Source organism: Amycolatopsis sp. DG1A-15b (assembly GCF_030285645.1).
Taxonomy (GTDB): domain Bacteria; phylum Actinomycetota; class Actinomycetes; order Mycobacteriales; family Pseudonocardiaceae; genus Amycolatopsis.
Map to the genome: position 1 here is coordinate 4,873,468 of NZ_CP127296.1, position 22,501 is coordinate 4,895,968.

Consider the following 22,501-nt stretch of genomic DNA (forward strand, 5'->3'; position numbering starts at 1 on the left):
GGGACCGGTCCCCGGCTCAGGGCAGCTGCCGGACGAGGACCTCCGCCAGCGATCGCGCGGTCGCGCACAGCGCGTCCCCACCGGCCGCCGAGGTGTCCTCGACCGTGACCACGGCGACTTCCTCCCGGTCCTGCGGAGTGCCCTCCAGCATCGGCAGGGCCGGGGTGTAGGAGCGGTGCACGACCTTGACAGCGCACTCCGGGTGCCCGCCCGGCACCGGCGCCACGACGGCGTTGCGGTTCCCGATGCGGATCCGGTCGCCCGGCACCTCCTCGTCCTTCTCGATCGGCCACTCCCGGCTGTACTCGACGGTGAGCGTGCGCGGATCGTGCTCCCAGGTGCAGCCCCAGCCGCCGAACGCGCGGTCCGGTTTCTTGGCCCGGCCCAGCACGCCGGTCGTCGCGGCGTCGTCGAGCAGGCGGCAGGCGTCGACGTGCGCCAGTGACCACTCCGGGAGCTGGGCGCGCCGCGGCAGGGGCCCGTTGGCGAGCGTGGCCAGCACGCCGGACAGCACCGACTCCGAGTAGGAGCACACCGGCGCGTCCTGCGCGCGTTCTATCGCGCGTGAGGTGACGACGATCCGATTGGCATCGGCCAGCGAGATGGCGCGCTCGCAGGAGCCGTCGTGCATCTCGGGGTACTCGATTTCGCCCATCTTCCCGGGCACCGGCGGCCGGGGCGGGTACCGCAGCGGGCCGGTCAGGTCGAGCCGGGTCTGCACCTTCCCGGCCTTGCCGGTCAGCGTGGTCGTGACGACGCAGGTGCCGAAGTTCAGCACCTCCGGGTCCACGAACGGCTCCCCGAACGCGGCGAGCGAGTTGAGCGAGATCGCCGCGCACGGGTCCGTCCCGGCCGGGTCGGACCCGAGGGTGTTCGCCCCGGCCGGTGCGCTGTGGGTGGTCGGCCCGGCCGGGGCGCCGCCGGCGGTGGTCCACAGCGGCCGGGCGAGGACGAACCCGGCCACCAGCGCGGCCACCGCCGCCACCGCGGCCCCGGCGAGCACCCGGCGGTGCAGGAGGCGGCGCGGACGGGGCACGGGCGCGTCCGCCGTGAGCAGCGTGACCGCTTCGGCGGCGCCGGGCCGGTCAGCCGGGCGCCGGGCCATCAGCGCGTCGAGCACCGGCGCGAACGGCCCGGCGCGCTCGACAGGTACGGGCCGCCCGGCGGCGGCGCGGCGCACCTGCGCGAACGGGCCGTCCTCACCCGACCCCCACGGCGACCGGCCTTCGATCGCAGCGTAGAGGGTGGCTCCCAGGGAGAAGACGTCCGAGGCGGGTCCGGCTTCGGCGCCGTCGGCCACCTCCGGCGCGACGTACCCGAGCGTGCCGGTGAGCTGGGCGCCGCCGGTGCGGGTGACCTCGGTCCAGCGGGCGATGCCCAGGTCGGTCAGCTTGGCGACGTCGTCCGCGGTCACCAGGACGTTGCCCGGTTTGACGTCGCGGTGGACGATGCCACGGGCGTGCATGTCCGCGAGCGCCGCGGCGAGCTGCGCGCCGATCCGCCGGACCCGGTCCTCGGGCAGCGGCCCGCCGTCGTCGACGAGTTCCTCGAGACTCCGGGCGGCCAGGTACTCCGTGACCAGCCACTGGGCGTCCCCGTCGGTGACCGTGTCGAACACGGTGACGACGTTCGAGTGCAGCAGCCCGGCGCCGATCCGCGCCTCCCGCCGGATCTGCCCGGCGTCCTCGCCCAGCGCGCGCTTGAGGGTCACCTGCCGGCCGAGTTCGAGATCGACCGCCCGCCAGACGACGCCCATGCCACCCCGGCCGAGCTCCTCCTCCAACCGGTAGCGGTTGGCCACGACTCGCCCCTTGCCCACGCGGGCAGTGTACGAAATCGCGTATCGGCCCGCTGACCCCGCGTCACCGCGGCGGTGGGCCGTACCGGTTTTGCCCGGTGGTGGCCGCCTTCAGCTGCGTGCGCCGAGCGTGGGGGGTGTGGCCGGGGACGGGTCCCGGACCAGGTGTCCCGGGACCCGTCCCCGCGACCGGGCCCGATACTGCCGACGCAGCACGGGAAGTGGTGAGGCAGCAGTGGCCGGGACAGGCGAGTACCCGCGGGTGCGGCTGGCCTGCATCCACGGCGAGCGGCACCGCGAGTACGTCGTCGTGGCCACGACCACCGTCCGGTACTCGCTGAGCGACATCCCGGTTTCCCGGCCCGCCACCGGCCTCGTCGAAGCCACGGTGGCCTGCGGTTCGTGTGGAAGCCGGTTGCCGGTGCGGGTGTTCAGCCCGGCCAAGCGCCGGCGGTGGAAACTGGCCTGGTTCGGCTTGTTCCTGCTCGGGGCGTTGATCGCCACGCCGTCGACCCTTCGCCTGATCGCCTTGGACGCGCTCGACGAGCCGGCCTCGTTGCCGTACGTGCTGCCGATGCTCACCAACGTGCTCGGTCTCGGCGCGGCGGTCGTGGGAGCCATGTTCTTCTTCACCGAAGACGGCGTCCGGCTCACTTCGCCGTGGGGCGACGCGGGCCACCGTCTCCGCCGGTGGTGACCGTGACGTCCTCGTAGTCATGAGCCGTTCGAGAGGAGACCGCCCGGGGCCGGGCCGTCCCTACGAGAATTCCCGTTGACCGGCGTCTGCCGGGGAGTCGGGGGCGGCGCTCAGCGGCAGAAGCCGGGGCCGCTTTGCCGTGCGGCCGTCGCCCGAGGACCGGCCGCGCAGCCGGCGGCCGAGCCAGGGGCCGAGGAATGTGGCCGCCCAGCGCAGTTCGGCCGCTACGGCTTGCCGGCCCGCGGGGACTGCCTGTGGCGGCAGGGGGAGCGTCCAGGCGTCGTCGCTTCCGGGCAGGTGGAGGGCTTGGGCGACGGCCGCGGCGATTCGCTCGTGGCCGAGGGGACTGGCGTGGAGCCGATCCGTGCTCCACATCCGTGCATCGGTGGCGACGGCCTCTCGGCCGGTTTCGGCGACCGTGACGTTGTGGCGGTCGGCCGCGGCGCGGATGCGGGTGTTGAGGTCGAACACGCGGGAGCCGATGGGCCGGGCAAGCGGCGCGATCTTCCCGACGTCGGGGACGGTGAGGGTGACCACGTGGGCTCCGGCGGCCGTGAGCGCGGCGAACATCTCCTCCAGGTGCTCGGCCACCCTGGCGGCGTCGAACCGGGGCCGGAGCAGGTCGTTGACTCCGGCGACGACGGTGGCCAGGTCGGGGCGCAGGGCCAGGGCGGGCCCCAGCTGCTCGGCGCGGACCTGGCCGGCGACACGTCCCCGGACGGCCAGATTGGCGTACCGGAGCCCGGGGTTGACGGCCGCGAGGTGTTCGGCGAGCCGGTCGGCCCAGCCCCGCAGGCCGACGGTGTCGTCCCCGTCGCCGAGCCCTTCGGTATGGCTGTCGCCCAGGGCGACGTAGCGCAGGTATTCACCGCTCGGCATGAGTCGACTGCCTTTCTTCGAGGACGGCTGCGATCCGCAGGCACCAGTCCCGCTGCTCCTGCTCGAAGGCCAGGCCGCGCAGGCAGGTCAGGTACGGCCCGATCCGTTCGCCCCGGCGGAGGAACTCCTCCTCGCCCGCGTCACCGCGCAGCTGCCGGAGCAGCTTGCCGAGAAGCTCGATCTTGGCCTCGGCCGCGGACGCTCGCTCTTCGAGCTGTTCGATCACCGGTGCGGTGCCGATGACGTCGGCGACCTGGACCTTGACGAGCAGATCGTCACGGATGAACGAGGGCTTCGACGCGCCCGCGGCGAACTTCTCCAGCTCGGCGCGACCGGCGTCGGTGACCCGGAACAGACGTTTGTTGGGCCGGGTCTCCTGGATCACCTGCCGGCCCGCGACCAGCCCTTCTTTCTCCAGCTTGGTCAGCTCGGCGTACAGCTGCTGGGGCAGGGCGTGCCAGAAGTTCGCGACGCCGACGTCGAACGCCTTCGCCAGCTGGTATCCGCTGTACTCGCTGTCCAGGAGCGCTGCCAGCACGGCATGTCGCAAGGCCATCGAAGCAACCCTTCCTCGTCCACCACTGCACCATACTCAACAAAATGACTAATCGCATCCTTGAGTATCAGGTGGACACCGCGAGCCCGGCGATCGGAGCGCCCCGCCCGTGACGGCATCCCGCCGCTACCGCACCAGGCAGGGGCGTTTGCCGTCGAATTCCCAGCCGGGGATCAGATAGCGCATCCCGGCCGCGTCGTCGCGAGCTCCCAGCGCTTTCTCCTGGTAGAGCTCGTGGGCGGCGAGGAGTCGATCCCGGTCGAGTTGAATGCCGAGACCGGGGGCGTCGGGGATCGCGACTTCCCCGTCGACGATGCGGGGCGGGGCGGTGGTGAGCCGTTCCAGGCCTTCCTGCCAGATCCAGTGCGTGTCGAGGGCGTTGTACTCGCCCGGTGCGGCGGCGCCGCAGTGGGTGACCATGGCCAGCGAGATGTCGAAGTGGTTGTTGGAGTGGCAGCCCCAGGTCAGCCCCATCGCGTGACACAGCTGGGCCACGCGCACCGAGCCCTGCATGGTCCAGAAGTGCGGGTCGGCCAGCGGGATGGAGACCGACTGCAGGGCCAGGGCGTGGGTCAGCTGCCGCCAGTCGGTCGCGATCATGTTGGTCGCGGTGGGCAGGCCGGTCGCGCGCCGGAATTCGGCGAGGATCTCGCGTCCGGAGTAGCCGTCTTCGGCGCCACAGGGATCTTCGGCGTAAGCGAGGGTACCGACCAGGGGCCGGCAGAGCTCGATCGCTTCGCGCAGGGACCAGGCCCCGTTGGGGTCGAGCGTGATCCGGGCGTCGGGGAAGCGTTGCTTGAGCGCGAGTACGGCTTCGACCTCTTCCGCGCCTTCCAGGACGCCCCCCTTGAGTTTGAAGTCGCGGAAGCCGTACCGGTCGTGGGTGGCCTCGGCCTGACGGACGATCGCTTCGGGCGTCAGGGCTTCTTCGTGCCGGATCCGGTGCCAGTCGACGGCCGAGCCGGGTTCGCGGGCGTACTCGAGAGCCGTGCGGTCGGGATCGCCGACGTAGAAGAGGTAGCCCAGCACCCGGACGGAGTCGCGTTGCTGCCCGTCTCCGAGCAGCGCCGCGACCGGGACGTCGAGGTGCTGTCCCAGCAGGTCGAGCAGCGCCGCCTCGACGGCGGTGACGGCGTGGACGGTGGTGCGGAGATCGAAGGTCTGGTTGCCGCGGCCGCCGGTGTCGCGGTCGGCGAACCGGTCGCCGATCTCGCGCAGGACGCGTTTGCAGTCGCCCACTTTCGCGCCGACGACGAGGGGTTCGGCGTCGCGCAGCGTCCGGGTGATCTTTTCCCCGCCCGGTACCTCGCCCAGTCCGGTGCGTCCCTGGGAGTCTTCGAGGACGACGATGTTGCGGGTGAAGTAGGGCCCGTGGGCGCCGGAAAGGTTCAGCTCCATGCAATCCCGGCCGGCGACCGGGTAGACGGAGAAGGCGGTGACGATCGGCTGTTTGACGCTCATGGCTGTCTTTCTGTGACGGGTGTTCAGAGGTTGAGGGCGCCGAGGATGCCGTCGACGGCGAGGACGCCGCCGAGGCCGAGGATCGCCAGGACCGTGGTGTAGCTGGTCCGGACCTTGATCGCTTCGACGACCGAGAGGTTGAAGTACTCCTTGAACAGCCAGAAGCCCGGGTCGTTGACGTGGGAGAAGGCGATCGAACCGCAGGAGACGGCGAGCACCATCATCTCGGGGTGGATCCCGCTGCCCGCCACCAGCGGCAGCACCACGCCGGACGCGGTGACGACGGCGACCGTGGCGGAGCCGAGCGCCACGCGCAGGATGACCGCGATGAGCCACGCGAGGATGAGCGGCGAAATGGGCCAGCTGTGCGTGACATCCTTGATGTAGCCGGAGATCCCGCCTTCGACGAGGACGTTCTTGAAGGCGCCGCCGGCGCCGATGACCAGCAGGATCATCGCCATCGCCTTGGCGGCGGAAGCGCAGGAAGCGCTTACTTCGTCCAGGCTCCGGCCGATCCGCGGACCGAACACCCACACCGCCAGCAGCAAGGTGAGCAGCAGCGCGATCGGGGCGGAGCCGATGAAGGCGATGAGGTGCAGGAAGTGACTGTCACCGGAGACGGCCAGGTCGGTCACCGCGGCGCCGGCGATGAGCACCACGGGGACCAGCGCGACACCCAGCGACCAGCCCAGACCAGGCATTTCCTCGTCGGTGAACTCGCGTTCGCCGACCAGGCCGGTGGGCACGGCGGGGTCCAGCCGCTTGACGAACGGCAGCCGCGGCCACACCAGGGCGATGAGCACCCCGGCCGGGATGGCGATGAACAGGCCGTAGAACAGGGTCAGTCCGACCGAGGCGTGGAAGGTCGCGGCGACGGCGGTCGGTCCGGGGTGGGGCGGCAGGAAGCTGTGCATGGTGGACAGGGCGATCGACATCGGCAGCCCCACCCACAGCAGCTTCGCGCCGGTGACCCGGACGAGGGTGAACGCGATGGGCACGATGATGACGAAGGCGACCTCGTAGAACATGGTCACGCCGATCAGCATCGACGTGACGACCATGGCCACCTGGACCCACCGGGGGCCGAAGGCGTCGAGGAGCTTTCCGGCGATCCGTTGCGCGGCACCGGAGTCGCCCATCACCCGGCCGACCATCGCGCCGAGGCCGATGGTGAGCATCGTGTCGCCGATCTGGCCCCCGATGCCTTCGGAGAGGACGTCGGGGATCTTGCCCAGCGGAATCCCCTGGACGACGGCGACCGCCACGGCGACGAGCAGCAGCGCGGCGAAGCCGTTCAGTTTCAGCTTGGTCATCAGCAGGAGCAGGACCAGCACGCTGATCCCGACCACGATGAGCGGCATGTCAGTTCCCCTTTGAACTGCGCCGTTCGGCGACGGCTTCGGGTACGTGTGCGTTGTTCATATATATGAACAACGTCCTTGTATACGGACCTCGTCTACATATGCAGATGGAGGTTAGGGGGGCGGACTCCTCGGGGTCAATGGCTGCGCGGGGGCAAGATTTACGATGGCGGCATGTCGGAGGCTGGCGTGGGCCGGAGCAAGGGGATCCGCGGCGTGAAATCGGCGGCCCGGACCGTCGCGCTGCTGGAGCTGCTCGCCGCGCGAGGTGATCGGCCGGCTCGGCTGGAGGAGCTCGCCACCGAACTGGACGTGCCGCGCAGCAGCATGTACCAATTGCTCCAGACGCTGGTCGACTCCCGCTGGGTGCGCACGGACGTCACCGGTTCCCTCTACGGCATCGGAATCCGCGCTCTGCTCACGGGCACGAGCTACCTCGACACCGACCGGCGGGTGCGCACAGTCCGCCCCTACCTGGGCGAGGCTTCGGACGCGCTCGGCGAAACGATCCACCTGGCCCGGTTCGACCGCCCGGACGTCGTCTACCTCGCGACCCGCGAGTCCCACGAGTACGTGCGCACGATCAGCCGGGTCGGGCGTCGAATCCCGGCTCACGCCGGCGCGCTCGGCAAGGCGGTGCTCGCCGAGCGCTCCGACGCCGAGCTTTCGCGGCTGACCGGCCCGTTCGCCGCCCTGACCGAGAAGACCCTCACCCATCGTGCCGCGCTGCTGGCCGACCTGGCGCAGGTACGTGCGCGCGGGTACGCGATCGAGCACGAGGAGACCGTGCCGGGCATAGCGGGCTTCGGGTTCGCACTGCGGTACGACACCCCGGCCATCGACGCCCTCAGCTGCTCGGTCCCGGTGGCCAGGCTCACCGAGGAGCACGAAGCACACATCGTGTCCGTCATGCGCGAGATCCGGGTGAAGGTCGAGGCGCTCCTGGCGTCCGCATCAGGTGCTCCCGAGTGGCGCTCTTGACCACCGGACACGCTTCTCGGCGGGCGCCGGGGTGATCGCGTCGAGCAGTTCGCCGGCGTCGGCCAGCGGAGGTACCCACTTCGCGGTCGAGCGGAGTCGTGCCGAAGTCCATGTCACGCGTTCCTGATCGCGGCGGCCTCGCCCAGATCGAGGACCTGGACGGACTTCTCCCGCATCTCGACCTTCCGGACCTTCCCGGTCACGGTCATCGGGAACTCGTCGACGACCAGGACGTACCGCGGGATCTTGTAGTGCGCGAGCTTGCCGGTGGCGAAGGCGCGCAGGCTCTCGGCGGTCACTTCGCCGGCGCCGTCGCGGAGCTTGACCCACGCGCAGAGCTCTTCGCCGTACTTGACGTCCGGCACGCCGATGACCTGGGCGTCGACGATGTCGGGGTGGGTGTAGAGGAATTCCTCGATCTCGCGGGGGTAGATGTTCTCCCCGCCGCGGATGACCATGTCCTTGATCCGGCCGGTGATGTTGACGTAGCCGTCGGCGTCCATCACCGCGAGGTCGCCGGTGTGCATCCAGCGCGCGGCGTCGATCACCTCGGCGGTCTTCTCCGGGTCGTTCCAGTAGCCCAGCATCACCGAGTAGCCGCGGGTGCACAGCTCTCCCGCCTCGCCGCGCGGGACGGTCCGGCCGGTGGCCGGGTCGACCAGCTTGATCTCCAGGTGCGGGTGCACCCGCCCGACGGTCGAGACACGCAGTTCGAGCGAATCGTCCACGCGGGTCTGGGTCGAGACCGGGCTGGTTTCGGTCATGCCGTAGCAGATGGTGACCTGTTCCATGCCCATCCGGGACACGACCTGCTTCATCACCTCGACCGGGCACGGCGACCCGGCCATGATCCCGGTGCGCAGGCTGGACAGGTCGTAGTCGGCGAAGTCGGGGTGGTTCAGTTCGGCGATGAACATCGTCGGGACGCCGTACAGCGACGTGCACCGCTCCTGCTGCACGGCCGCCAGCGTTGCCTTCGGGTCGAAGCCCGGTGCGGGGATGACCATGGTGGCGCCGTGGGAGGTGCAGGCCAGGTTGCCCATCACCATGCCGAAGCAGTGGTAGAACGGCACCGGGATGCAGACCCGGTCCTCCGGCGTGTAGCCGCAGAGTTCGCCGACGAAGTAGCCGTTGTTGAGGATGTTGTGGTGCGACAGGGTCGCGCCCTTCGGGAAGCCTGTCGTCCCCGAGGTGTACTGGATGTTGATCGGGTCGTCCGGCGACAACGCCGCCTGGGTCGCGGCCAGCCGGGCCGGGTCTCCGCGTCGGCCGGCCGCCAGCAGCTCGGCCCACTCGCCGGACCCGATCAGCACCACCGAACGCAGCTCGGGACAGTTCCCGCGGACCTCCTCGATCATCCCGGCGTAGTCCGACGTCTTGAACGCCCGCGCCGCCACCAGGACCGAGATCCCGGCCTGCTTCAGCACGTACTCGAGTTCGTGCGTCCGGTAGCTCGGGTTGATGTTGACGAGGATGGCGCCGATCTTCGCTGTCGCGTACTGGAGCAGTGTCCACTCGGCCGTGTTCGGCGCCCAGATCCCGACCCGGTCACCCTGCACGACTCCGGTTCCGAGCAAACCCAGGGCGAGGGCGTCGACGTCGGCGCGGAGCTGCGTGTAGGTCCACCGGCGGCCCGTCGGCACCTCGACCAGGGCCTCGCGGTCCGGGTCCGCGGCGGCGGTGCGGTCGAAGTTGTCGCCGATGGTGTCGCCGAGCAAGGGGACGCCGGAAGTGCCGGAGGCGTAGCTGCCGTTCACGCTCGGCCTTCCGCGGGAGCCGGGATCACGGGGAGCACGATGCGGGAGAGCCGGGTCCTGTCGTGGGCGATTTCCTGGTGGGCGGCTTGCGATCGCAGGCCGTCCCCGGTGTTGAGGTTGCGGTCCCAGCGCGGGAAGTTGCTGGACGTCACCTGCACGCGGATGCGGTGCCCGGCGCCGAACACGTAGCTGGTGGACCACAGGTCGACGACCTGCTCGGTGAATTCGCCCGGCGTCGCCACCGCGCGCACGATCCCGTCGGCGATGTTCCGCGACACGCCATCGGGGCCGACGTCGCAGAGGCGGACGACCCAGTCGGTGGTCGGGGCGTCGGTCGCCGCGGTGAGGTGGGCCCGGATCCGGCCGGTGACTTCGAGGTCTTCGTCGAGCGGGTCGCTCGTGTAGACGAGGACGTCCGGCCGGGCTTCGACCTCGGCCTGGTCGAAGGGGCCGGCCGGGAACTCGTTCGACATCAGCAGGGCGCCGCCGGTGGTCGGCACCGGGTCGGCGGGGTCGTAGGTGAACGCGTCGGCCCCTTCCCCGGCATCCGGGGCTTCGAAGGCGAGACGGTCGCCCGTGCGCAGGAACAGGTCGGTGTCGACGGCGCGGGCGAGCGGCCACTCCTGCTCTTCGCGCCACTGGTTGATCCCCATGACGAACAGCAGGACCGGTGGCAGCCCGGGCTGCGCAGGAGCCTCGTCCGGCGCCAGCCACTGGCGGAGCCAGCCGAGCTCGAGATCGGCGAACCGGCCGCGGAAGCCCAACAGTTCCGTGCTCGCGGCCAGCCCGAAGTTGACGTCGCCCAGGTACCCCATCTGGCCGGTGTGCGACCACGGGCCCATGACCAGCTTCGCGGGCCGCCCGGCCGCGCGCATGGCCGCGTAGTTGTCGAGCGTGCCCTGGCAGAAGATGTCGTACCAGCCGCCGGAGTGCAGGCTCGGCAGGTCGACCTCCGCCTGCCGGCCGGCGACGCGGCACGAGTCGCTCCACCCGGGCTCCCGCCGGGACCGTTCGAAGCCGAGTTCCGGGATGCCGTGCCGTTCGAAGACGGGGTGACGGCCGGTGGGCAGTTCCCAGTACGTGCTGCCGGCGACCGCGTCGGTGTCGCCGACCAGGGCCATGAGGGCTTGTCCCCGGGCCATCGGGTCGTCGGCGTGCCGGCGGAGCAGGGTGTCGACGCCCTGCATGAGCGACCAGGGCACGGTGATGCCGAGTTCCTGCGCCCCGCCGCGGGCGAAGAGCCCGTCGTCCGGCTCGGACCAGGTGACCATCGGCGAGATCGCCTTCAGCTCCGGTGGCTTGGCGAGCGCGGCCATCCACTGGGTGTTGCCGAGGTAGCTGGGGCCGAACATCCCGACGGACCCGTTCGAGCCCGGGAGCGCGGCGGCCCAGCGGACGGTGTCGTAGCCGTCGTCCATCTCGAACGTCCAGGGCTCCCACTCGCCGTCGGAGGCGTAACGGCCCCGGGTGTCCTGGACGACGACGAGGAACCCGCGCCGCGCCTTGCCGACCGGGTCCATCAGGCCGGCGAGCAGCGGCAGGTTCTTGCCGTAGGGCAGCCGGGCCAGCAGCACCGGCCACGGCCCGTCGCCCGTGGGCCGGTAGACGTCGGCCCGCAGCACGACGCCGTCGCGCATGGTGGCCGGCACGTCGTGTTCGATCGTCACGTCAAGCACTGGTGGCCTCGTTCCTCACACCGATGGGAGCGACCGGACCCTGGCAGACCGGCGACGACCCCGGCACACCCGAACGGGTGTGGCGACCCGTGACAGATGCCGGCGCGGGAGTGTTTGATGTGGACATGCGAGCGCACCCGCTCGTCGGGCTCGACGAGCAATACGCGGACCTGCTCGCGGCGCTGGACCGCGGCGAGGCGCTGCGCCGCGCCCTGGCCCTGCTCGCCGAAGGCTCCGAGGTCGCCTGGACTGCCCGCCCCGACGCGGACGGCGTGCTGACGCTCGATCAGGTCACCGGCGACTGGACAGGCGTGCTCCGGGCGTTGCAGGTGCCGTCCGGTACGGGCCTGACCGGCAAGGTGTTCCACGCCGGGCAGGCGGGGTGGGTCGACGACTACTTCGGCAGCCAGGAAATCACCCACGACTTCGATCGGCACATGGCCACCGAAAAGGTGCGGCGGGTGCTGGCCGTCCCGCTGCTCCGGGACGGGGAACCGCTCGGTGTCCTCGCCATCGGCCCGCGGGAAGACGGGACGTTCGGAGACCGCGAGATCGAACGCGCGTCGGCGGTCGCGGCCCAGGCCGCGCTGGCGGTTTCGGTCGCCGAACGCGCCCGGCTGAGCCGCGAGATCGCGGTTCACGAGGAGCGCCGCCGGATGGCGGCCGACCTGCACGACAGCGTCGGCGCCTTGCTGTTCGCCATCGGTTCGGGCATGGCCGACCTCGCCGAGGCGACGAAGGCGGACCCGGACCTCCGGGCCCGGCTCGACCGGTTGCGGACGCAGGCCGCGGAAGCGACCACGGCGCTGCGCGATTCGTTGCGCACGCTGCGTTCCTCGCCGGCCGCGCTCGCGCTCGGTGTCGCCTTGCGCGCCGATTGCGAGGCTTTCGCCGATCGCACCGGTCTGCCCGCGGAGCTCGTCATCCTGGACGAGGACCCGCCCGAACTCGCACCGTCCCGATCGGACGTTCTCCTCACGGCCGTCCGCGAAGCCCTGCTGAACGTCGAAAAGCACGCTCACGCCGGCGCCGTCACAGTGTCGGTACGGCGAAGTGATCCCTGGCTGACGGTCGCCGTGCACGACGACGGCGTCGGACTCGGCCCCGGCCACACACCCGGGCTCGGGCTCACCAGCACCGCCGAAGCGCTCGGCCGGCTGGGTGGTTCCGTTCGGGTCGTGTCCGATCCGGACGGTGGCACGATCTGGCGGGCCCGGCTGCCGTGCTGACCGGCACCCGGACCCGCATCGTGATCGTGGACGACCACCCGGTCGTCCACGACGGCGTCGCCGCCCAGCTGCAGCGGTACGCCGACATGGTCGTCGTCGGCCACGCCGGCACCGGCGCCGAGGCCGTGACGGTCTGCGCCGCGGAACGGCCCGACGTCGTGCTGCTCGACCTGCGGCTGCCCGACTGCCTCGCCGCCGACGTCGTCCCCCGGGTGCACCGCGTCAGCCCGGACAGCCGCATCCTGCTGTTCACCGCGTTCCCCGAACACGCCGCCGTCGCGCCGACCCTGGGTGCCGGCGCCTGCGGGATCCTGGTGAAACACGCGGGCAGCACGGCGATCCGGGACGCCATCCGCAGCGTCGCCCGCACCGGGACCTTCCGGACCGACGCGCCCGTGTCGTCCACCCCACCGGTCACCGCCCGCGAATACGACGTGCTACGGCTCGTCGCGGCCGGGCACACCAACCCCGAGATCGGCGCCGAGCTGAACTTGTCGGTCAACACCGTCAAGACCTACCTGCGCGCGGTGATGCAGAAACTCGCCGCCCGCAACCGAGCACAGCTGATCGCCAACGCGCGCGGCCAAGGCCTGCTCTGAAACTGTCACCGGCTGCCCATCTTGCTCATCGCGCACTCCCCCGCGGCCGACGCTCCCTCACCGGCGGCAAGCCGGCCCGGATCAGCAGTCGGTCGCCGTGCAGAAATCGATCGGAGCGCTCGACTTCGAAGGCGGCGGCTCAGACCCCCTTGATCCGTTCGATGAGCTCGTCGCGGTACTCCCGCACCGCCTGAAACTCCGGTTCGTCGCCGGTCGCCCGCTTCAACGCGCCTTCCAGGATCTTCAGGCCCTGGCGTTCGTCGCCGTGCGCATCCGCCTGCCTCGCGGCGTTCTCCATGGCTTTGGCGAGCTTGGTCCGCGCCTCGGGTTCCTTGACGGCCTTGTTGATCCGGATCCAGTTGCCGCCCGGGTCGACGACGGTGAACCCGGTGTACCGGTCGTTGCGCAGCCGCGGCCGGGTCATCCGCGGGATGCCGGAGACGAGCAGTTTTCCGTGCACGGACCGCATCCCCGCCGCGAAGGCCTCGAACAGCTCGCCGATGTCCGCCACGATGACCAGGCACGTGCTGTACGACTGCGCCGGGTCGTAGCCGTCCATCCCGAAGAAGTGCAGGTTGATGTCTTCCCGTCGCACCGCGACGTGCGGGTTCGGCCGCGTCTGCCGATAGGTGATTTCGAAGCCGAGCATCTCGTAGAACGACGCGATCTCGTCGATGGAAGGACAAGGCAGGAGCGGAATGGTCAGTTCGTTCGCCATGGCCCGAAGGTAAGCCCGGACCCGCCGAAACGACACCGAGCTATTTGCTCGTGCGAACGAGGTGGCCAACAAGCTCGTCGCGCCGTCGGCGGGCCGGTGTGCTTACCATTCGCCCGGAAGATCGACACCGAAGAGAAAGCGGTATCCATGACTGAAGTGCTCTTCGTGGTCACCGGAGCGGATCACTGGACCCTCACCGACGGCACCGAACACCCCACCGGTTACTGGGCGGAAGAGCTGGCCGAGCCGCACCGGATCTTCCGCGAAGCGGGCTTCGGCATCACGCTCGCGACCCCGGGCGGAGTCACCCCCACCGTCGACCGGATCAGCCTCGCCGCGGCCGGCAACAACGGCGACGAACAGCGCGCCCGCCGGATGGCCGAGTACCTCGACACCATCGCGGCCGAGCTCGAGCACCCCGCCACGCTGGAAACCGTGGACGTCGCCGGCTACGACGTGGTGTTCGTCCCCGGCGGCCACGGCCCCATGGAGGACCTGGCCGTCTCCCCCGCCGCCGGCGCGCTCCTGACCGCGGCGCTGGACAGCGGCAAGATCCTCGGGGTGCTGTGCCACGCGCCCGCTGCCCTGCTGGCGGCCGAGCGGCCGGACGGTTCGTGGCCGTTCGCCGGCTACCGAATGACCTCGCTGACCAACGCCGAAGAGTCCGTCAACGACTTCGCGGCCAAGGCACCTTGGCTGGTCGAAGACCGGCTCAGGGCACTGGGAGCCGACTTCGCGACCGCCGCGCCCTGGTCGTCGCACGTGGTGGTCGACCGGACCCTCTACACGGGACAGAACCCCTTCTCCTCGGTCGAGCTGGCGAAAACGCTCGTCGCCGCGGTCGGCTGAGCAGCCGCGGGGTCCTGAGCGCCCCGCGCTCCTGGGCGATCCGGAGATCGAGGACCGCCCCTGTCCGCGTTCGGTGGCAGGGTGGGCGACGTCAGCCCGGCGACGACCAACGGAGAACCACGATGAGCCGACACGTCCAGGTCACGTTCGACGCCCACGACCCCCGAGCGCTTTCGGCGTTCTGGCGCGAGGCATTGGACTACGTCCACCCTGCACCGCCTGGCGTCGAGCTGCCCGAGGGCGCCGACCCCTTCGCCGCGTGGGACGAGTTCCTCGAGCGGGTCGGCGTGCCGGAAGACCAGCGCAACAGCAGCTCCGCCGTCGAAGATCCCGACGGCCGGGGGCCCCGGTTGTTCTTCCAGCAGGTGCCGGAGGACAAGACCGCGAAGAACCGGGTCCACCTCGACCTCAGGGCCGCACCAGGACTGGAGGGCGAGGCGCGGATGGCGGCGCTCGAAGCGGAGTGCGAACGGCTGGTCGCCCTCGGCGCGACCCGGGTACGCCGCTTCGAGCCCGGACCTCCGCTCAGCGCCGGGTTCATCGTGATGACCGACCCCGAGGGCAACGAGTTCTGCCTGGACTGACTCAGGTCACCTTGATGACGACCTTGCCCGCGGTGTGCCCGTTCTCGACCGTGGCGAGCGCGGCCGGCGCGTCGGACAGCGGGTGAACCGCCGTGATCGGTGGTGCGAGGACTCCGTCGAGCGCCAGCCGGGCGGCGCGCGCCAGGTTTTCGCGGTCGAGGCGGCGCTCGACGAAACGGCCGCCGATGTCGGACACGGACTGATCGCCCACGGCGATGACACTGCGAGGGTCCCGCGCCAGCGGGGCGACCGCCCGCAGCGAGGGGCCGCCGACCAGGTCGACGATCCCGTCGAAGCCGCCCGGAACCAGCTCACGGGCCGCGGCGACGACGTCTTCGGCGGTGTAGTCGATGAACCGCACTCCCACGGCCTCGGCCGGCTCACGTTTGGCGGCGCTGCCGGTGCCGACCACGCGCAGCTCGCGCGCCGCGGCCAGCCGGGCGACCGCGAGGCCGACCCCGCCCCCGACCCCGTTCACCAGGATCGTCGCGCCGGCCGGCAGGCCGAGCTGGTCGAGCGCGTCCACCGCGGTCGTCCCGGCCACCGGCAGCGTCGCCGCCACGGTGGCGGACAGGCCCGCCGGGATGCGCGCGGTGTTCGGCGCGGACAGCACCGTCGTCTCGGCGTAGGTGCCGCCGCCGGTCAGCGCGAAGCCGAAGACCGCGTCCCCCACCTCGAGCCCGTCGACGTCCTCGCCCAGCGCGAGCACCGTCCCCGCGGCCTCCATGCCGAGCACGAGGGGGAACGGCCGCCCGCCGTCGAGCCCGGGGACCAGGCCCGCACGCAGGAGGTGGTCGAGGGGGTTCACCCCGGCGACGTCGACCCGGATCAGCACCTCACCGCGACCGGGAACGGGATCGGGCCGGTCGAAGAACTCCTGCACTTCCGGCCCGCCGTACCTGCCGAAACCCCATGCCTGTCCCATTTTCCGCGCCTTTCCGGGTGACCGGCCCGGTCGTTCCGGGCCCTGCGGCCATCCTGATCGCTGACACCGGTGTCAGGGGCAACCGGCTGAGGCGCGGGTCACAGCGTCGGGCCGGCTGCCGGCTGCCCAGCTTCGGAGCGGGTGTTCAACCGGCCCTGCGCTTGCGGTGGCAGCCCAGCGTGGTCTTGCCGCGGTGGTCGCCTCCGCCGGAGGCGGCCGGCAGCACGAAGTAGTGGCCTCAGCCGAACGGTTCCTGGTCCGGCACGGGCAAAAGCCAGGCGGGCAGGGACTTCGCCCGGCCGGCCGGCCGGCCACGGTGGCCTCAGCCGAACGCGGCCAGCGCGAGCGGCTCCCACCGGCGCCAGCCGTCCAGCCGTTCCCGGTACTCGGCTTCGACCGCCGCGAACGACTTGCCGAAGAACACCCGCTGCGGTGGGTCCTCGGTGTCGGCGAGCTCCAGCAGCGGCGCACGGGTCGCCCGGGGATCGCCGAAGTCCCACTCGATCCGGTTCGCCTCGCGCACTTCGTCGTAGTCCGGATTCGGCTCGCTGTTCCGGATGCTGCCACCCCCGAAGTCCGTCCGGTACGGGCCGGGCTCCAGGCAGATCACGTCGATCCCGAACGACGCGACCTCCTGCCGCAAGGACTGCGAAAGCCCTTCCACGGCCCACTTCGACGCGTGGTAGGCGCCGATGCCGGGAAACGCGCGGATACCGCCCTCACTGGTGACCTGGATGATCCGGCCGCGCCCCTGCCGGCGCATGATCGGCAGGGCCGCCTGGGTCAGCCAGAGCGCGCCGAAGAAGTTCGTCTCGAGTTGCGCGCGAACCTCCTCCTCGGCGAGTTCCTCGACCATCCCGAAGTGCCCGTAACCGGCGTTGTTGACCAGCACGTCCAGCGAACCGAACTCGGCCGCCGCCCGCCGTACCGCGTCGACGGCCGCGGCCCGGTCGGTGACGTCCAGCCGCAGGGGCAGCACGGCGTCGCCGTACCGGTCGACGAGCGGGCGCAGGCTTTCGACGTCCCGCGCGGTGGCCGCGACCCGGTCGCCGCGCTCGAGGGCCGCTTCGGCCCACTCGCGGCCGAAACCCTTGGACGTCCCGGTGATGAACCAGTTCTTGGTCACGTCATGTCCTTCCGACCTGAATTCCTACCTCTCAAGCTAACAGTAGCATGGATAGCATTTTTACACTTGATGGTACAGTCAGGGCATGATCGCGAGCGACGGCCGCCGTGAGCGGAAGAAGGCCCAGACCCGGACCCGCATCCAGGAAGCGGCCCTGGACCTCTTCGTGAACCAGGGCTACCGGGAGACGACGATCGCGCAGATCGCCGCGCGGGCCGACGTCGCCACCCGCACGGTGACGCTGCACTTCCCGGCCAAGGACGACCTGCTGTTCGCCGACGACCCGTTCACCCCGGAGTCGCTCGAGGCGCGGATACGCCGGCGAAAGCCGGAGACCACCCTCGACGCCGTCCGCGACTGGATGCACGCGATCATGCGCGAACTCGACGAGCGCGACCGCGACTCCGGGGTGGACCCCGCGCACCTCTGGCAGCGCCGCGCCCTCCGCGCCGACCTCCTCATGGCCGACGACGACCTCCGCGGCCGCGCCCGGGCCGGCTACCGCGACCTCGAACTCCCGATAGCGGCGGGGATCGGCGAAGACCTCGGCCTCCCGGCGGACGGACTGCTCCCCCGGCTCGCCGCCGTCACCGTCGTCACCGGCCTCCGCGAGATCTACGTGACGCGCGAGGGCCGAGCGCGGCCGGCGGCGAGCGAACTGTCCGACCTCGTCGACGAGGTGCTCGCCTTCGCCCAGGCCGCCCTCACCGCGGCGACGAAGCCGGCCTGACGCGCAGGCGCAGAGCGCCCGGCCAGGGCTCCGACTCGGTCACCGACCCGACGCGAGGCTGATGTCGCTGCGGCCGAACAGTTGCTGGGCGACGTCCGCGCACACGCGGGCCCCGTAGCGGTGCTCGTCACCTCGGTCCGGGTAGTGCACCATGACCGCGAGCACCCAGTGCTCCCAGATGGCCAGGCAGTTGACCGTCCACCAGGTCCCGTGCCGGGTCCAGCCGTTCTTGATCGCCGGGCGCCGGCCCTCGAGTGCCGGTGCCTCCGGGATGCCGAACGCGTCGCGCGGGTCGACCGATCGCATGAGCTCGAGCAGCTTCGCCCGCCACTGCGGGGTCAAGCCCGGACCGCGGGCGACGCACCGGCCGAGCAGGGTCGCGTCGGTCGCGGGCATCGTCGTCTTGGACCACCAGTCCGGGTGGATCCGCGTGTCGCGCAGTTCGCAGGTCCGGATCATCCGCTCGATCGACTCGTCCCCGCCGAGCCGGAGGTACAGCGCCTGCGCGGCGTGGTCGTCACTGACCTGGATCATCCGGCTCAGCCGGGCCTCGTCCTCCGCCGAAATCCGCGACTCCCGTGAAGCGAGGAAGTCCACGGCGAGCCAGCTCTTGATCATCGATTCGGTCGTGTTGCGCAGTGTCCCGTCGCCGACCACGGCACCGCTGCCGAGTTCGCGCAACGCCCAGGACCACTCACCCCGGACGTCGACGGCCACCTTGACCTCCGCCGGATCCGGCACGACCAGCCGCGCGGTCGGAGCCGGCGCGGCGGTCTCCGGCGGCGACGGCAGAGACCGGACCGGCCGTTCCGCGGCGGCGGGCACGTCCACCGGGCGAAGGAACATCGCCGCGGCGATGACACCGAAGATCGCACCCCCCAGCACGGCAACCACGGAAAGACGCATCGGAACTCCTTCGACCGAGCGATGGACCGTTGCTTTTCACGCCGACTGCCGAGCAGGCAGGCGTCAGATTCCCTCATCTCGAAGATCGGCCGGAGGCGGAGGTGATCACGCACTCATGAACGACCGAAGATTCACCGAGGCCGGGGCCTGTTCATCCACCATGAACAGATTGCCCCGCCTCGCGAAAAGAAATGAAACCTATCGGTCGAGCTGAACGGAGTTCAGCAAGGCCAGCGCAGCCGCTTCATTGGCGTGCGAGCTGTTGATTTCGATGGTGTACGCGCCGAGCTTCCGGTATTGGCGGGCCGGCAGCTGATCCTGCGCCGCGCCGCTGTCCGCGGCCCCGCCGTCCCTCGGGATCGACACGAACAAGGAGAAGCACCGGCTGTCGAGCGGCGCCTTCCGCACGTCGAGGTCAGGGCAAAGCACCAGCGTGTTGGCCTCGGGTTCGCTGGTGAACGTGGAGACCTTCAGCCCGTCGGGGACCTGCACCGAATTCAACGGCGACTTGATCACCGGCGGCGTGGTCCCGATCTTCCCCAGCAGGGCCAGCATTTCCGCGGCCGTCACCGGTTTCGTGGTCCTCGCCCAGATCCATCGGCCCGGTCCGTCCTGCCACATGACCGACTGCGGCTGGGCGATCTGGCCGGCGGCCGAGGGCTTCGCGGCCAGCGCGCTCTTGGGCACGGCGCTTTCCCGGACCTCGATCTCGAACGCGTACTGGTGGTCCTGGCCGTAGTGCAGACTGGCGAACTGCGGCTGGACGGCCCACATCAGCAGCTGCCAGGAACTGTCCTGGAGGCTCACCGCCGGCGCGGCGGGAGGCACCTTCCCGGTGTCCGACGGCTCGGTCGCCGCGGCGGACGAGGGATTCGGGTGCGCGGCCGGAGGCACCACCGCGGTGTCCCGCTCCAGCACCCCGACCGCACCCGCGCCCAGCGCGACCACCGCGAACGTCACCGCGGCGACCCCGGTCGCCCGGCGCCGCCGGATCCGGCGGGTGGCGGCGGCGAGCACGTCACCCGGATCGGGCGCCAAGGTCTCCTGCGCACGCAGCGCGCGGCGCAACTCGTCGAGATCGGTCATCACACACTCTCCTTGCCTTCGTTCAGCCGGACGCGCAGCGAGCTCAGGCCGCGCGAGATGTGGCTGCGCACGGTCCCGGGCGCGCAACCGAGCACGGCGGCGATCTCGTCGTCGTCGCGGTCCTCGTAGAACCGCAGGACGATCGACGCCCGTTGGGCACGGCTCAGCCCGGCGAGCAGGCCGCCGAGCTGGTCGGCGTCGGCGATCCGCCCGGCCGGATCCGGCTCGGTCGGCTCCCGGAACCGCGCGACGTCCGAGGTCGGGCGCACGGATCGCTGGTACCAGCGGCGCCGCCAGCCGAGGTAGCCGTTGACGACGATCTTCCGCATGTACAGGTCCGGCCGATCCGCCACCGCCAGCTGCCGCCAGGCGCGGTGCGCGTGCACGAGCGCGTCCTGCACCACGTCCTGCGCCAGCTCACGGTCGCCGGTCAGGACGGCGGCGAACCGCACCAAGCCGGGCAGTTGCTCGCGGGTGAACTCTTCGAACTGCACACCCCTCAAGATGCCGTCATCCACGCGGTTTGTTGCAGTCGGGTTCGAGCCGATCCGGCGCCTTCGGGCGGCGGCGCGTGCCCTCGCCTGCGGAAGGGCGAGGGCGGGTCGGCCCTCGGGTGCCCGCCGGGCGATCCACCGGTGCCGCCCACGCCTCGCCGAGATCGGCCACGAGCTCCTCCGCGGATTTGCCGATCATGGCAAGGAGGGGACGACCGCGATCCACCCGAGAACCAGAGCCATCATGGCCTTCTCCTTGGCATCCTGGGAGTAGTGTCACCGTCGCCGCCCTGGTCGCAGAAGCACGCAAAGGCAAGAGAAGGCCGGGGTCGCCCTTTCCGTGACGATCGCGCTCACCCTGATCTCCGCAGGACTCGTCGCCATCGTCACGGAGCCCGACTGCAAGAGCGACGAAGCGATCGACTGCAAGTTCGGAAACGTGGGGTTCGGCTTCGGCGAAGGCCTCGTTCGGGTGAAAGCCGAAGTTCCACGCGATGGAACCTACACATTTCACATCGTTTGGGGAGCCTTCGAGGCGACCCGGGCCGTCGACTTGCACAACGAGGTCTATTTCACCTTTCGCAAGAAGGAGTTCTGGTCGAACGGGTACGCGACCGCATCGATTTCCCCCACGCCACCGGCCAACCGGCCGGGCCAAAGCGCGGGTTCGTCCGCTGATCCGCCGCCGGGGCCTGCGTCCTCCGGTCACTTCCCCGGCGGCCCGGCCAGTTCTCGGGCGTGCTCCCGGGTTTCGTCGTTCATCGGGAAGAAGCATTCGATGCGCAGCTCCTGCAGGGTCACGTCCTGCGGGGTGCCCAACGTCGTCACCGTGGAGAAGTAGTCGAACCGCCGGCCGGCGCGCTCGTAGCGGATCGGCACGATCGGGAGGACCGGGGCCGTCGCGTCCGGTACCCGCAGGTGCGGCGGCACGTCCGGGTAGGCCAGCACTTCGTCGAGGATCCGGTGGGCCCGCTCGTCCAGGACGCCTCCGATCGCTTCGCGCCGGGCCCGCCGGACCAGCGCCTCGGCGACCTCCGGCCAGTTCGTCACGTGGGGTCGCGCGCCGTCCGGGTGGAACATCCGGCGCAGCACGTTCGGCGGCCCCGGCGGGGTTGCCGGCTGCCCGCCCCGGAGGAACGCGAAGAACCGGCGGGCGGCGGTGTTGGTGTGCCGGATGTCCCAGCTGCGGTCCATCACCAGCGCCGGGAACGGTTCCTGCTGGGCGAGGATGGTCTCCAGTGCGCCGCGCACCGCGGCCAGGGCTGGTGCGTCCAGTTCGGACTCCGGGTATTCCGGGGCGAAGCCGGCGCTGAGCAGCAAGGTGTTGCGCTCGCGCAACGGGACGTCGAGGACCTCCGCGAGCTTCAGCACCATGGCGCGGCTCGGGTTCGCCCGTCCCGTTTCGACGAAGCTCAGGTGGCGGATCGACACGGCGGCCTCGGCGGCCAGCGCCAGCTGGCTCAGCCGCCGGGTACCGCGCCAGTGTTTCAGCAGGAGACCCACGTCAGGCACCCGCCGAGTATCCCGTCTTCCAGGCGTGCGGCAACACCGCGGCTTCCAGCGGGGGCTGGGCGAGGTTGGCCGCGTAGTTCGTCATCGCCGAGATCGCCACGCCGGTGATCACTTCGAAGACCTGTTCTTCGGTGAAACCCGCCGCCTTGAACGCCACCACCTCCGCGTCCTCGACGTGCCCCTGCTTCCCGATCAGCGACCGGGTGAACGCCGACAGCGCCGCCATCCGCCGATCCGCGGGCACCTCGCCCCGGCGGATCGCCTCGACCACGGCCGGCTCGACGCCGTCCCGCAGCGCCTCCAGCGTGTGGAACGCCACCGCCCATTCACTGCGGTTGGCGACCGCGTTGGACAGCAGCAGGACCTGCCGTTCGTCCGGGCCGAACGTGCCGCCGCCCCGGAAGTGCCCGAAGGCGGCGAAAAAAGTGTTCAGCAACGCCGGCGAGTTGGCCATGAGGCCGGCCGCGGCGGGCACGAACCCGAAAACGCCTTCGAGAACCCTGAGCGGCTCCTTCGCGGCTTCGGCGGCGGTGGCTGCGGTGTGGAGCTGGTGACTGGTCATGGGCTCGAGTCTTCC

21 protein-coding genes and 1 pseudogene are annotated in these 22,501 nt (G+C 70.9%); 7 read left to right on the forward strand and 15 right to left on the reverse strand.

The genetic code is table 11. The features are described 5' to 3' along the window. Window positions 1-16 precede the first annotated feature (16 nt). A complete protein-coding gene (locus QRY02_RS22090) occupies window positions 17-1,819 on the reverse strand; it encodes a serine/threonine-protein kinase (RefSeq protein WP_285993420.1) in 1,803 nt (600 codons plus the stop codon). Between the two features lie 214 nt (window positions 1,820-2,033). Between QRY02_RS22090 and QRY02_RS22095 the strand changes: the two genes are divergently transcribed. Beyond that, a complete protein-coding gene (locus QRY02_RS22095) occupies window positions 2,034-2,495 on the forward strand; it encodes a hypothetical protein (protein ID WP_285993421.1) in 462 nt (153 codons plus the stop codon). Window positions 2,496-2,555: 60 nt separating this feature from the next. Here the strand turns inward: QRY02_RS22095 and QRY02_RS22100 are convergent, their stop codons facing one another. From QRY02_RS22100 to QRY02_RS22115, 4 genes and pseudogenes are all read right to left on the reverse strand, one after another. Continuing rightward, complete coding sequence (locus QRY02_RS22100; RefSeq protein WP_285993422.1) at window positions 2,556-3,374, reverse strand: SGNH/GDSL hydrolase family protein; 819 nt, start codon at window positions 3,372-3,374, stop codon at window positions 2,556-2,558. Next, window positions 3,361-3,930 (reverse strand): PadR family transcriptional regulator, encoded by a 570-nt coding sequence (locus QRY02_RS22105; protein WP_285993423.1) that lies wholly within the window; start codon window positions 3,928-3,930, stop codon window positions 3,361-3,363. The genes QRY02_RS22100 and QRY02_RS22105 overlap by 14 nt, the downstream gene beginning before the upstream one ends. A gap of 126 nt (window positions 3,931-4,056) precedes the next feature. Further along, window positions 4,057-5,391, reverse strand: a complete 1,335-nt coding sequence (locus tag QRY02_RS22110; protein ID WP_285993424.1) for an enolase C-terminal domain-like protein — start codon at window positions 5,389-5,391, stop codon at window positions 4,057-4,059. A gap of 23 nt (window positions 5,392-5,414) precedes the next feature. Next, window positions 5,415-6,761: pseudogene (locus tag QRY02_RS22115) on the reverse strand (gluconate:H+ symporter); the annotation flags it as partial. A gap of 165 nt (window positions 6,762-6,926) precedes the next feature. Between QRY02_RS22115 and QRY02_RS22120 the strand changes: the two are divergent. Next, a complete protein-coding gene (locus tag QRY02_RS22120; RefSeq protein ID WP_285993425.1) occupies window positions 6,927-7,733 on the forward strand; it encodes an IclR family transcriptional regulator in 807 nt (268 codons plus the stop codon). Between the two features lie 113 nt (window positions 7,734-7,846). Here the strand turns inward: QRY02_RS22120 and QRY02_RS22125 are convergent, their stop codons facing one another. Next, window positions 7,847-9,490 (reverse strand): AMP-binding protein, encoded by a 1,644-nt coding sequence (locus tag QRY02_RS22125; protein ID WP_285993426.1) that lies wholly within the window; start codon window positions 9,488-9,490, stop codon window positions 7,847-7,849. Beyond that, window positions 9,487-11,157 (reverse strand): CocE/NonD family hydrolase, encoded by a 1,671-nt coding sequence (locus QRY02_RS22130; RefSeq protein ID WP_285993427.1) that lies wholly within the window; start codon window positions 11,155-11,157, stop codon window positions 9,487-9,489. The genes QRY02_RS22125 and QRY02_RS22130 overlap by 4 nt, the downstream gene beginning before the upstream one ends. 134 nt (window positions 11,158-11,291) lie before the next feature. Between QRY02_RS22130 and QRY02_RS22135 the strand changes: the two genes are divergently transcribed. Together QRY02_RS22135 and QRY02_RS22140 are read left to right on the forward strand one after the other, a co-directional pair. After that, entirely contained in the window at window positions 11,292-12,395 is a 1,104-nt protein-coding gene (locus tag QRY02_RS22135) for a GAF domain-containing sensor histidine kinase (protein ID WP_285993428.1), read from the forward strand. Then, the gene (locus tag QRY02_RS22140) at window positions 12,389-12,994 is read left to right on the forward strand and encodes a response regulator transcription factor (RefSeq protein ID WP_285993429.1); all 606 of its coding nucleotides are present in this window, start codon (window positions 12,389-12,391) and stop codon (window positions 12,992-12,994) included. Before QRY02_RS22135 ends, QRY02_RS22140 begins: the two co-directional genes overlap by 7 nt. A gap of 139 nt (window positions 12,995-13,133) precedes the next feature. Here the strand turns inward: QRY02_RS22140 and QRY02_RS22145 are convergent, their stop codons facing one another. Beyond that, entirely contained in the window at window positions 13,134-13,712 is a 579-nt protein-coding gene (locus QRY02_RS22145) for a DUF8817 family protein (protein ID WP_285993430.1), read from the reverse strand. Between the two features lie 147 nt (window positions 13,713-13,859). On the opposite strand from QRY02_RS22145, the gene QRY02_RS22150 reads away from it, so the two are divergent. Beyond that, complete coding sequence (locus QRY02_RS22150) at window positions 13,860-14,561, forward strand: type 1 glutamine amidotransferase domain-containing protein (protein ID WP_285993431.1); 702 nt, start codon at window positions 13,860-13,862, stop codon at window positions 14,559-14,561. Between the two features lie 122 nt (window positions 14,562-14,683). Then, a complete protein-coding gene (locus QRY02_RS22155) occupies window positions 14,684-15,145 on the forward strand; it encodes a VOC family protein (protein WP_285993432.1) in 462 nt (153 codons plus the stop codon). 1 nt (window position 15,146) lies between these two features. On the opposite strand, the gene QRY02_RS22160 is transcribed toward QRY02_RS22155, so the two are convergent. Together QRY02_RS22160 and QRY02_RS22165 are read right to left on the reverse strand one after the other, a co-directional pair. Further along, on the reverse strand, window positions 15,147-16,070 hold the full coding sequence (locus tag QRY02_RS22160; protein WP_285993433.1) for an NADP-dependent oxidoreductase: 924 nt from the start codon (window positions 16,068-16,070) through the stop codon (window positions 15,147-15,149). 322 nt (window positions 16,071-16,392) lie between these two features. After that, window positions 16,393-17,196: an SDR family NAD(P)-dependent oxidoreductase gene (locus tag QRY02_RS22165; RefSeq protein WP_285993434.1), complete on the reverse strand. Its 804-nt coding sequence runs from the start codon at window positions 17,194-17,196 to the stop codon at window positions 16,393-16,395. 85 nt (window positions 17,197-17,281) lie between these two features. Here QRY02_RS22165 and QRY02_RS22170 point away from each other — a divergent pair, with 85 nt between their 5' ends. Next, window positions 17,282-17,926, forward strand: a complete 645-nt coding sequence (locus QRY02_RS22170) for a TetR/AcrR family transcriptional regulator (RefSeq protein ID WP_285993435.1) — start codon at window positions 17,282-17,284, stop codon at window positions 17,924-17,926. A 39-nt stretch (window positions 17,927-17,965) separates the two neighbouring features. Here QRY02_RS22170 and QRY02_RS22175 read toward each other — a convergent pair whose 3' ends face one another. The 5 genes from QRY02_RS22175 to QRY02_RS22195 all read right to left on the reverse strand — a co-directional run bounded on the left by QRY02_RS22175 (window position 17,966) and on the right by QRY02_RS22195 (window position 22,486). Then, entirely contained in the window at window positions 17,966-18,832 is an 867-nt protein-coding gene (locus QRY02_RS22175) for a serine hydrolase (protein ID WP_285993436.1), read from the reverse strand. Between the two features lie 198 nt (window positions 18,833-19,030). Then, the gene (locus QRY02_RS22180; protein WP_285993437.1) at window positions 19,031-19,918 is read right to left on the reverse strand and encodes a hypothetical protein; all 888 of its coding nucleotides are present in this window, start codon (window positions 19,916-19,918) and stop codon (window positions 19,031-19,033) included. Next, the gene (locus QRY02_RS22185; protein ID WP_285993438.1) at window positions 19,918-20,412 is read right to left on the reverse strand and encodes a SigE family RNA polymerase sigma factor; all 495 of its coding nucleotides are present in this window, start codon (window positions 20,410-20,412) and stop codon (window positions 19,918-19,920) included. The genes QRY02_RS22180 and QRY02_RS22185 overlap by 1 nt, the downstream gene beginning before the upstream one ends. Window positions 20,413-21,117: 705 nt before the next feature. After that, complete coding sequence (locus tag QRY02_RS22190) at window positions 21,118-21,924, reverse strand: helix-turn-helix domain-containing protein (RefSeq protein WP_285993439.1); 807 nt, start codon at window positions 21,922-21,924, stop codon at window positions 21,118-21,120. Then, window positions 21,917-22,486, reverse strand: coding sequence for a carboxymuconolactone decarboxylase family protein (locus tag QRY02_RS22195; protein WP_285993440.1), 570 nt, complete (start codon window positions 22,484-22,486; stop codon window positions 21,917-21,919). Before QRY02_RS22195 ends, QRY02_RS22190 begins: the two co-directional genes overlap by 8 nt. Window positions 22,487-22,501 lie beyond the last annotated feature (15 nt).